11 protein-coding genes and 1 pseudogene are annotated in these 10,501 nt (G+C 52.6%); 2 read left to right on the forward strand and 10 right to left on the reverse strand.

Annotation, left to right across the window (positions count from 1 at the left end; genetic code table 11):
- Position 1 precedes the first annotated feature (1 nt).
- Both INF73_RS03555 and INF73_RS03560 read left to right on the forward strand, forming a co-directional pair.
- Entirely contained in the window at positions 2–319 is a 318-nt protein-coding gene (locus INF73_RS03555; RefSeq protein ID WP_126327114.1) for a DUF1493 family protein, read from the forward strand.
- A gap of 21 nt (positions 320–340) precedes the next feature.
- Positions 341–826 carry a type VI secretion system tube protein TssD gene (locus INF73_RS03560; RefSeq protein WP_048338835.1) on the forward strand — a complete coding sequence of 162 codons (486 nt, stop codon included), beginning with the start codon at positions 341–343 and terminating at the stop codon, positions 824–826.
- 56 nt (positions 827–882) lie between these two features.
- Here the strand turns inward: INF73_RS03560 and pflB are convergent, their stop codons facing one another.
- The 10 genes and pseudogenes from pflB to INF73_RS03605 form a co-directional block, all read right to left on the reverse strand.
- A complete protein-coding gene (gene pflB / locus INF73_RS03565) occupies positions 883–3,177 on the reverse strand; it encodes a formate C-acetyltransferase (RefSeq protein WP_193541025.1) in 2,295 nt (764 codons plus the stop codon).
- Positions 3,178–3,192: 15 nt separating this feature from the next.
- Positions 3,193–4,401, reverse strand: coding sequence for a propionate kinase (gene tdcD, locus INF73_RS03570; RefSeq protein WP_193541027.1), 1,209 nt, complete (start codon positions 4,399–4,401; stop codon positions 3,193–3,195).
- A 29-nt stretch (positions 4,402–4,430) separates the two neighbouring features.
- Positions 4,431–5,762: a threonine/serine transporter TdcC gene (gene tdcC / locus INF73_RS03575; RefSeq protein ID WP_193541029.1), complete on the reverse strand. Its 1,332-nt coding sequence runs from the start codon at positions 5,760–5,762 to the stop codon at positions 4,431–4,433.
- 9 nt (positions 5,763–5,771) lie between these two features.
- The gene (tdcB, locus tag INF73_RS03580) at positions 5,772–6,761 is read right to left on the reverse strand and encodes a bifunctional threonine ammonia-lyase/L-serine ammonia-lyase TdcB (protein WP_023326154.1); all 990 of its coding nucleotides are present in this window, start codon (positions 6,759–6,761) and stop codon (positions 5,772–5,774) included.
- 96 nt (positions 6,762–6,857) lie between these two features.
- Positions 6,858–7,778 carry a transcriptional regulator TdcA gene (gene tdcA / locus INF73_RS03585; RefSeq protein WP_045260099.1) on the reverse strand — a complete coding sequence of 307 codons (921 nt, stop codon included), beginning with the start codon at positions 7,776–7,778 and terminating at the stop codon, positions 6,858–6,860.
- Positions 7,779–8,651: 873 nt separating this feature from the next.
- Positions 8,652–8,885 carry a CPCC family cysteine-rich protein gene (locus INF73_RS03590; RefSeq protein WP_370567496.1) on the reverse strand — a complete coding sequence of 78 codons (234 nt, stop codon included), beginning with the start codon at positions 8,883–8,885 and terminating at the stop codon, positions 8,652–8,654.
- Positions 8,857–9,114: a bacteriocin immunity protein gene (locus INF73_RS03595; protein WP_226837552.1), complete on the reverse strand. Its 258-nt coding sequence runs from the start codon at positions 9,112–9,114 to the stop codon at positions 8,857–8,859. The genes INF73_RS03590 and INF73_RS03595 overlap by 29 nt, the downstream gene beginning before the upstream one ends.
- Positions 9,101–9,307: pseudogene (locus INF73_RS22245) on the reverse strand (HNH endonuclease); the annotation flags it as partial. The gene INF73_RS03595 and the pseudogene INF73_RS22245, both read right to left, overlap by 14 nt.
- Before the next feature lie 46 nt (positions 9,308–9,353).
- Positions 9,354–9,602, reverse strand: coding sequence for a bacteriocin immunity protein (locus tag INF73_RS03600; protein WP_226837554.1), 249 nt, complete (start codon positions 9,600–9,602; stop codon positions 9,354–9,356).
- Position 9,603: 1 nt separating this feature from the next.
- On the reverse strand, positions 9,604–10,501 hold an 898-nt coding region (locus INF73_RS03605; protein ID WP_193547280.1), incomplete at its 5' end, for an S-type pyocin domain-containing protein.

Here is a 10,501-nt window from a genome sequence, read left to right on the forward strand (position 1 = left end):
TATGAATAGTGAAAATGATGTTTTGAAGTTCTTCAGGGGAAATTTACCAGAACAGGGAACATTTACGGGCAAGAGGATCCCGCTCGAGTTAGACGATGTTTTACAGGATTACACCGATCTGGATGATATCGTTTATGTCATTGAAAAGTTTGAGAAAAAGTATCTTATCAATGTGCCCACGCAAAACTATTTCCCCTGGACTCAAACCTGGTTTTTCAGAAAATGGTTTACGCAAGAACCCGTTAAACAAATATCGAAGCCATTAACCGTAAGAATGTTTGCTGAGGCGGTAAAAGCAGGCACATGGATCCACCACTGATTTTCGAAAGGAGCATGATTTATGGCTGTACCGGTTCATATTTGGTTTTTTGACGATGGCGGCTCACTTATTAAGGGTTCAAGTGATGTACAGGATCGGGAAGGGAGTGTTGAAATTAGAGGGTTAACCCATAATTTAAGTATTCCAACAGATCCTCTTTCCGGGAGATTAACCGGAACGCGCAAACATGCCCCTTTCTTGTTCGAGAAGGAGATAGATAGTTCATCTCCGTATCTTTATAAGGCTGTGGCTACAGGGCAAAACCTAAAAAAAGTTGAGATAAGATATTATCGAATTAACGATGCGGGAAGGGAAGTAGAATACTTCAGAACTGAACTGGAAGGTGTAAAGGTCGTATCAATCTCCCCTATTGTTAACGATACACGTAACTGTCCCGGTACGGGCCATCTTGAATCCATTCAGTTGAGATACGAAAAAGCAATCTGGACTTACTGCGATGGCAATATTCAATTTTCTGATGCATGGAATGAACGAACATCTGCATGATTTTTAGCAGACAAAAAAGCCCCCTTATCTGAAGGGGGCGGATTATTTGGCCTGCGTCACATCGCCTGCGTAAACGTCCTCGAAATCACGTCCTGCTGCTGCTCGCGCGTCAGAGCGTTAAACCGTACTGCATAGCCGGATACGCGAATTGTCAGGTTCGGGTAGTTCTCCGGATGGGCAATGGCATCCAGCAGCATCTCCCGGTTCATGACGTTGACGTTCAGGTGCTGCCCGCCCTCAATAGACGCTTCGTGATGGAAGTACCCATCCAGCAGCCCCACCAGGTTGGTTTTGCGCACCAGTTCATCCTTGCCCAGCGCCTGCGGCACAATGGAGAAGGTATAGGAGATCCCGTCTTTCGCGTAGGTAAACGGCAGCTTGGCGACCGACGTTAGCGAAGCCACCGCCCCTTTCCTGTCGCGACCGTGCATCGGGTTGGCGCCAGGCGCAAACGGCGTGCCGCCGCGGCGTCCGTCCGGCGTGTTGCCCGTTTTCTGGCCGTAGACCACGTTGGAGGTGATAGTCAGGATCGACTGAGTCGGCACCGCGTTGCGATACGTCGGCAGCGCCTGGATCTTCTTCATAAAACGCTCCACCAGGTCGCAGGCGATGCTGTCCACGCGATCGTCATTATTGCCGTACTGCGGATAGTCCCCTTCGATGACGAAGTCCACCGCCAGGCCGCTGTGGTCGCGCACTGGTTTCACCGTGGCGTATTTAATCGCCGACAGGGAATCCGCCGCCACCGACAGCCCGGCAATGCCGCAGGCCATGGTGCGATAGACGTCACGATCGTGCAGCGCCATCAGCGACGCTTCGTAGCTGTACTTATCATGCATGTAGTGAATGAGATTCAGCGCGCTGATGTACTGCACCGCCAGCCAGTCCATAAAGTGATCGAGGCTCGCCATCACGGTGTCGTAACCCAGCACCTCATCCAGCAGCGGCTCGGTTTTCGGGCCGACCTGGATCTTCAGCTTCTCGTCCACCCCGCCGTTGATCGCGTACAGCAGCGTTTTAGCAAGATTGGCGCGTGCGCCAAAGAACTGCATCTGCTTGCCGATCACCATCGGGCTGACGCAGCAGGCAATGGCGTAGTCGTCGCTGTTGAAGTCGGCGCGCATAAGATCGTCGTTCTCATACTGCAGCGACGAGGTGACGATCGACACCTGCGCGGCGTATTTCTTAAACGCGATCGGCAGCTGTTCAGACCAGAGGATCGTCAGGTTCGGCTCCGGCGCGGGCCCCATGGTGTGCAGGGTATGCAGGTAGCGGAAGCTGTTTTTTGTCACCAGCGTACGGCCATCCAGCCCCATGCCGCCGATCACTTCCGTGGCCCAGATCGGATCGCCGGAGAAGAGCGTGTCGAACTCCGGCGTGCGCAGGAAGCGCACCATGCGGATCTTCATGATGAAGTGGTCGATCAGCTCCTGGGCCTGCACCTCGTTCAGCCGCCCCGCCTGCATGTCGCGTTCAATGTAGATATCAAGGAACGAGGCCGTGCGCCCCAGCGACATCGCCCCGCCGTTCTGGGATTTCACTGCGGCAAGGTAGGCAAAGTAGACCCACTGCACCGCTTCCTGCGCGTTCATCGCCGGACGTGAAATATCAAAGCCATAGTTCGCCGCCATCTGCTGGATCTGCAGCAACGCACGCCTGTGCTCCGCCAGCTCCTCGCGCAGGCGGATCGTCGCCTCCAGATCTTCGCCGCGCTCCAGCCTGCCCTGCAGATCGGCGAACTGGAGTTCACGCTCGCGCACCAGATAGCTGATGCCGTACAGCGCCACGCGGCGGTAGTCGCCGATGATGCGCCCGCGCCCGTAGCCGTCCGGCAAACCGGTCAGCACGCCAGATTTACGGCAGCGCATCATCTCCGGGGAGTAAACATCAAACACGCCCTGGTTGTGGGTTTTACGCAGGTCGGTAAACAGGTATTCGAACTGCGGATCCATTTCCCGCCCGTAGGCTTCGAACGAGCTGCGGATCATGTTGATCCCGCCGTACGGATGCAGGGCGCGCTTGAGCGGCTTGTCGGTTTGCAGGCCGACGATCGTCTCAAGATCCTGGTCGATATAGCCCGGCCCGTGGGCGGTAATGGTGGTGGCAATGTTGGTGTCGAAATCCACCGGGGCGTGGGTGGCATTCTCCTGGCGAATGCCGACCATCACCTTCTGCCACAGCGCCGTCGTTGCTGGCGTCGCCTGCGCGAGGAAAGCTTCATCGCCTTCATAAGGGGTGTAGTTATGCTGAATAAAATCGCGGACGTTAACGGCGTTTTTCCATTCTTCACCGCGAAACCCGGCCCATGCGTCGCTGTAGGGCGCGACGCCCGTATCGATTGTTACTTTCATGTGATTCTCGCTTTATCAGGCGTAAGCCGCAGCCGGGGTGACCTTCCCAAGACGGAGGGCGTCCAGCGCGATCATTTTTTCTTCGTTGGTAGGGATAACCGCGCAGGTCACGCGGGACGACTCGGTGGAGATGACGCGCTCACCCGCGCTGCCCGGCAGAGCGTTTTTCGCCTCGTCGAGCGCGATGCCAAACACCTTCAGATGTTCCGCCACCAGCGCGCGGATCAGCGTGGAGTTTTCACCGATGCCGCCAGTGAAGATCACGCCATCCAGACGGTGCAGAGACGCGGCGTGACCGGCGATATGCCGCGCTATGCGGTGGACAAAGGTCTTTATCGCCAGCTGCGCCCGGTCATTGCCGTCATGCCAGGCTTTCTCCAGCGCACGTAAATCGGAGGAGATACCGGAGATGCCCAGCAACCCGGACTCTTTGTTGACCACGCGCTCCAGATCCTCGAACGACTGACCGGTCTGCTGGGCAATCCACGCCATTGCGCCGAAGTCCACGTCGCCGCAGCGCGTGCCCATCACCAGCCCCTCCAGCGGCGTCATCCCCATTGAGGTATCGACGCTTTTACCGTTGCGCACCGCGCAGATGGACGCCCCGTTGCCGAGATGGGCAATCACCAGGCCGCTGTCCTCGGGGGACAGCCCGAGGAGCGCGTGCGCCTGACCGGACACGTAGCGGTGAGAGGTGCCGTGGAAACCGTAGCGGCGCACGCCCAGCTCTTCAAAATAGCGGTACGGCAGACCGTACAGATACGCCTGCGGCGCCATGGTCTGGTGGAAGCTGGTGTCAAATACCGCCACCTGCTGCACGCCGGGGAACAGGCGCTCTGCGGCTTCCACGCCGCTCAGGTTGGCGTAGTTATGCAGCGGCGCCAGCGGGGAAACCAGGCGGATCTGCTCAATGACCTCTTCCGTGATGAGGGTCGACTCGCTGAAGAGATCGCCGCCGTGAGCGATGCGGTGGCCAATCAAGGCCACGCTGCTCATCAGGTCGCGTTTCTCCAGCTCGAGGGCGATGGCGGCCAGCGCCCCTTCGTAGTCCTGGTGAGCCAGTCTGACCGGCTCACCCCCATTCACGGAAATACAGGCTTTTTCAGTGTTGATGCCGTCCGCAATGCCCGTCAGCAGGGCATCGCAGCCTGCTGCGTCCAGCACCGAAAACTTAACGGAGGACGATCCGCAGTTAATAACCAGTACTACCGGAAATTCAGTCATGTGTTACTCCGCTCTTCCTGAGCTTTGGCTTAAAACAGTTTGTAAACGATATTCAGAATGGTCAGCAGGCCGACCACGGTCACGAAGATGTTCTCGGTCCGGCCTTTGTATTTCGCCAGCGCGTGCGCTTTACGAATGGCGTACATCGGCAGCAGACACAGCAGAGAAGCGATAATTGGCGCCCCCATGGCTTCAATAAGGTCGAGAATGTTCGGGTTGGCGTAGGCCACAATCCAGGTGGAGCCCATGATGAAAATCATGCTGATGGTGTTCAGCTTGCCGACGGAGACGTTCTTCTTATCGCCCTTGTAGCCGAACTTGAGGATCAGGCCGTTCAGCCCCTCCAGCGTGCCCAGGTAGTGGCCGAAGAAGGATTTAAAGATAGCGACCAGCGCGATGATGGAGGCGCCGTATTCCAGCACCGTGGCGAACGTGGATTTACTGCCCGACATCGAGGCAAAGTGGTTCGCCAGGTAAGAGAGCACCGGAATGTTTTGCGCTTTGGCATCCGCCATGTTCTGCGGAGAGAGCGTAAACAAGCAGCTAAAGGCGAAGAACATCACCACCGCCACCATCAGCAGGCTGGCGCGACCGATGATTTTGGAACATTTCTGCTCGGTGAATGCTTTCCCGAACTCCGGCTCGTACTCTTCGCGCTTGGAGACCACGAACGAGGAGACGATGGGCGAGAAGTTAAAGGAGAAGACCATGATGGAGATCCCCAGCCACACCGTGACCAGAATGCCGTCATGACCGGTAAAAGCGATATCGCTCAGGTTGACCTGGTCGATCACCGCCGAGTTCCAGTACGGGATCAGCGACAGGGAAATCAGCACCAGGCTGGCAATGAACGGGAACACCAGGTAGCTCATCACCTTCACCATCAGGTCTTTCCCGAACCAGATCACAAAGGCCATCAGCAGCAGCAGGAACAGCGCCACCACGCCGCGGTTCAGCGCAGGCATCTGGAGCTGGTTTTCCCAGAAGGTCATAAAAGTGTTAGTAATGGTGACGCCGTAAATCCACAGCAGCGGGCAAATGGCGAAGAAGTAGAGGAAGGTGATCACCACCCCACCGGTTTTCCCGAAGTGCTCTTCCACCGTCTCGGTGATGTTGCCGGAGACGTTGCTGCCGGACAAACAGAGGCGCGCCAGCGCGCGGTGGCAGTAAAACGCAATCGGGAAGGCAAGTACCAGCATCAGCAGGATGGGGATCAGTCCGCCAAAGCCTGCGCGAATGGGGAAGAACAGCACGCCTGCGCCAATGGCGGTACCAAACAGGCCGAGCGTCCATGTGGTGTCAGACTTACGCCAGGAGGACGTTTTTGTCTGGCCAACGATAATGCTTTCTGTGTTGCTCATAGGTCACCTTTATGCGTCAACGAAGCCGGTAATTTGGGAAACACGGGAGAGATCGATATTGCCGCCGGAAATAATGCAGACGGTTTTACGCCCCTGAATATAGTGGTCAAGCTTGCCGCTTAATAACGCCGCGCAGGCCAGCGCGCCCGCACCTTCCGTCACCACTTTATTTCGCTGAATAAGGGCAATCATGCTGTTGCGAATATCGTCTTCGCTCACCAGCACAATGTCATCGACCAGTTCACGAACAATTTCGAAGGTTAATTTACCCGGACGAGACACGTCGCAGCCGTCGGCTAATGTGCCGGTAACGCGATGGTTGGTTATTTCTCCGGCCTGCCAGGAAGCCGCCATGCCGTGAACGTTTTCAGACTGTACGCCGATAATATTGATTGTCGGGTTGATGGATTTAATTGCTGTCGCAATACCGGCAATTAACCCGCCGCCGCCGATAGGAACAATCACGTTATCCACGTCGTAAAGATCTTCAAGAATTTCGAGGCCGATGGTGCCCTGGCCGGCAATGACTTTCGCATCGTCATAAGGCGGGATAAAAATGCGCCCCTCCATCTCGACGATTTCGCTCACCTTAGCGATGGTGTCGTTGAAGTTCTCGCCGTGCAGCACCACTTCGGCGGAGTAGTCGCGGGTAGCGGCGACCTTGGATTTTGGCGCGCCCATCGGCATCACCACTTTGCCGTCGATACCGAGCATGGCGCAGGAGAGCGACACCCCCTGAGCGTGGTTTCCTGCGGAGCAGGCCACTACCCCTTTGCGTTTTTCTGCGTCCGTCAATGAACTTAACTTATTAAACGCCCCGCGTATTTTAAACGAACCGGTACGCTGCATATTTTCAAATTTCAGGAATATCTCACCCTTACAGCGTTCGCTGAGATAATTTGAGCGCGGCATGCCGGTTTTATAAATTTTCCCCGCCAGGCGTTTTCTGGCGTCCTGAATATCTTCAATGGTCACCGGGAGATCGTAGGTAATGTGCATAATATCCTCGTTATAATAATTCATTGTTTTCAGGCAAAGTCAGGGTATCAGAGCGTTAAAAAGCGTCGCTCCGGGTGTTTTAAAACTTAATTATTTCTATCGTCGTTTATCGATATCCATCGACGAATATTGTTTTGCCAGTTCAACTAATACTGACGCCGATTTTTTAATACTGTAATTTTTCGACCACACGGCGGCATAGCGCGCCACGGGTAATTCATCCTCCACCGGCAGGACGATAAACTGGTCCGAGCCGAACGGCGCAATCATGTCGCGGGGAATCACCGTCAGATAATCGGCATTCAGGACAAGGTTATAAATGGTGACGACGGAATCGGTCTGGACGATGTTTTCAATGCTGATGCGGTTGTCTTGCAGGGTGGTCAGGAGTTCGTTGTAGTAGCCCATATCGGTTTGCGGCATCACCCACTGCTCATGCGTAAGTGATGCCAGTCTGGTCGGGCCGGTGCACGTTCGTGATTTACTCGCCACCAGCACAAACTCGGATTCAAACAGTGGCTCAACGTGAAGGTCCTGAAGCAACATTCCGTCGCTCAGCGTGCCGATGGCAAAATCCAGCCGACCGTCTCGAATGGCGGGCAGGAATGAAGAGAGCTGCGCTTCATACATGGAGACGCGCGCTTTCGGGAACACTTCCCTGAATTTTTTGATCATCTCAGACAGGAAGGTGAAGCCAATCAGCGACGGATAGCCAAAGGAGACGTCCATGACGGTACTGAAACTGAGGCTGTTAATCTCGCTCACCATGTTTTTCATTTCGCGGGTGATCGACTCAGCGTATGACAGCAGCACCTGACCAGCGGCAGTGAGTTTTACGCCGGTGTTTTTACGCACCATCACTTCCACCCCGAAGTAGGATTCGATGTCGCTGATGATTTTGCTGACGGCGGGTTGCGTCAGGCCTAGTTGTCTTGCGGCAGAACCTATGGAGCCACTTTTAATGACTTCCTGAAATACCACGAGGTGCTGAGTTTTCGGTAGAATAATAGTATTCATAATATTCTGCGCTTATTTCCCTATGACGCAGCGGATTCTACCCAATAATGTTTCAGGGGGTATGTGCTGTTACTCACAATTTGCTTCCCCGCGCATTTTACGGGCACAATAAGAACCTAAAAAATACCCTATAATCAATGCCATACAAAATCAAAAGCACACCATTACGCTGATATCGATCAATAAAATCAGCAGTAATAAATTTATTTTATGGCGATAACCTTGATAAATTTCTCTGCGTTAAATAAATCAATAAAGACGAACCTTCAGACAATTAAAGGCCAATAAATAACCGTTATTCCTTTTAAACATTCTTTCAAATTATCAAATTTTGCAGAGGATTTTTGGACAGCTTTTTATAAACAGTGGAATACGTCACACATTCATAGTCTGAATGTTTTTAATTTCAATATGTCTATATCAAATAAGAAAATATTTGCGATCGTTCAGTTAACATTCGCAACAAATTAACAATACTGTAAATTCACCATTTTTTAGGGTGAAATTTTGTGATAACGATCGTTTGCGGTAGGCATAGCGATGCCCGAAAGGGTCATGCAGTGAAATGTGCTTAATGTCGCAAATATGAGAATTGATGTCGTTTGTGCGAGTTGCCGGGTGGCGATGCACTTACCCTGCCTACAACCCCCAGAAAGCAAAAAACCCCGCCGAAGCGGGGTTTTTTAAGAAGTTGAAGCTGACCGATAAGGCGGCTTCGTTCGACTGTACGTCAGGCAACTACAGCGCTGAAGTTGTCTTGTGGCGCAGACTGTATCTCACTTTGTGTGACAGATAAAGCTGGTTACCAGACAAAAGAAAGGCCGGGAAAAATCCCAGTCGTCCAACTCACAGATTAAATCCTCCAAAGCAGGGTTACCCTACCTTTCGGCCTTGTCGGAATGCTTCGCGCGCTTCGTTCAAGCTCATGATATTAGCTCCACCAGCATAATCAGGATCACCGCTCTGAACTGAATCATTTTCCCAGTTACAGACAGGGCATAATTCATAACTTCCCTCTCCGCTAAACTCGAACTGCTCACAACAGGGGCATAACATCTTGGCCTCAAAAATTTGCGACTTATTCATCTCGAAAGCCGGGTTTTCCATTGGCTTTACGCCATTCTTTTATTTCTTGGATAATCGCTAGCGGTCCGCTTTTCCCTTCCTCCGGGTAGTACAACAAATCTGAGCCAGAAGGATGTTCGCAAAGCCTTTCAAACTCAGCTACAGCAGCCATATGAGCGTTTTCAGAGGGATAGGTATCTTGGTAGATGCCCTCAACAAAAGCGAGGAAATCAGCCTCGCTAAAATCAGTAATCTCTTTACCCATTCCCATTTTGTGCTCCTCGGTGAATTTCGATATGACGCTTAGGTGTTGCTACCCCTAAATTATCGACACCATAAACAGCGCCACCATTTTGAATTTCTTCAATATGATGAAGCTCATGCTTGCCCCTTAACCCAACCCTTTCCGATTTCCTGACGTAAGGCGCTCGACCATTCTTCATGGTAGCTAAACTACCTAGATCAAATTGTCTTGATGAAAGGCTGGGACAAACCGTTTACGAATGGAGCTTACTCTCCACGAAAGCCTGGCTTGCCGTTGGCTTTACGCCATTTCTGAACTTTTTCCGCAATAGCTTCAGGTGTTGCTTGTTCACCTGGTTCAGGATAGTAGATTAAATCAGAACCCGAGGGATGCTCTGATAGCTCAATGAACTGTTCCAAAAGCTCGTCTTGATGACTTTCGCCCCCTTCAGCACTAATAATTTCTGCAATTAACTCGATGAACTCGTTTCTTGACAATTCGCTTACACTTTTCAAGTTATGCTCCTTTATGGATATCAATGTGGCGTTTGGGGGTCGTGATACCCATATTATCCACATTGTACACATCACCGCCTTGGCTTACTGGCTTGATATGGTGAATTTCAAAAGCACGCCTTTTCCCAACAGTTTCTACAAACATTGTTCGTGGAGACATACCATATTTCATTCGGGCTAAATTGCTGGGGATAAATTTCTCTGATAGTTCAGGATCTTTACTGACCTCCTGCCAGAATGCTTCCCTGAAGTCGTCAAAGCTGGAGAAGGTACGCCCACGCAGTTTATCGGCTATCTGAGACGGGATCGGAGAGCCATTCCCCTGATTCGCATCACCTAACCATGTGCCAGTAACCTTCTGGCCTTTGCCTGTGACTTGTCCCGGATTGTTGCGAATATAGATATAAATTGGCGGGATGTCTGATACGGGCAGGATCAGAATGTAATCCGCGAAATTTTTTTCATCCGGTGCCGGAGTTGTTGTGCTGGTACTCTGAGTTCCATCCGGTAACGGGTTAACAAGGATGCTTTCCGGTAGCTTTGGAGGTGTCTGATTACCTGTGTTTGACGGAGCGTTAATACCGGAATGATCCGGGGTCCAGATAAGGGTAACGGGGTTTTCTTCCTCAGTGGTGAAGGTGTACGCCTCATAGCGGCGGTCCCATTCCATCTTACGGACTCGCACCATATCTTTACCCGGTGGCGTGTGATATCCACGCGGTACGGGTTTTCCGTTGATGTCATTCTCCCAGGTGTAACGCACGCGAGTAGGCGCTTCACGCATCTGTGCAAGGCGCATACGGTCGATGAAGTCCTGTTCTCCTTCATTGAGTTTGCCGGGCATCATGCCTACCAGGAATCCGGCAACGGAGGCACCTACGCCGCCAGCGGCGATTTCC

The sequence above is a fragment of the Enterobacter cloacae complex sp. P6RS genome, from assembly GCF_014982245.1.
Taxonomy (GTDB): domain Bacteria; phylum Pseudomonadota; class Gammaproteobacteria; order Enterobacterales; family Enterobacteriaceae; genus Enterobacter; species Enterobacter bugandensis.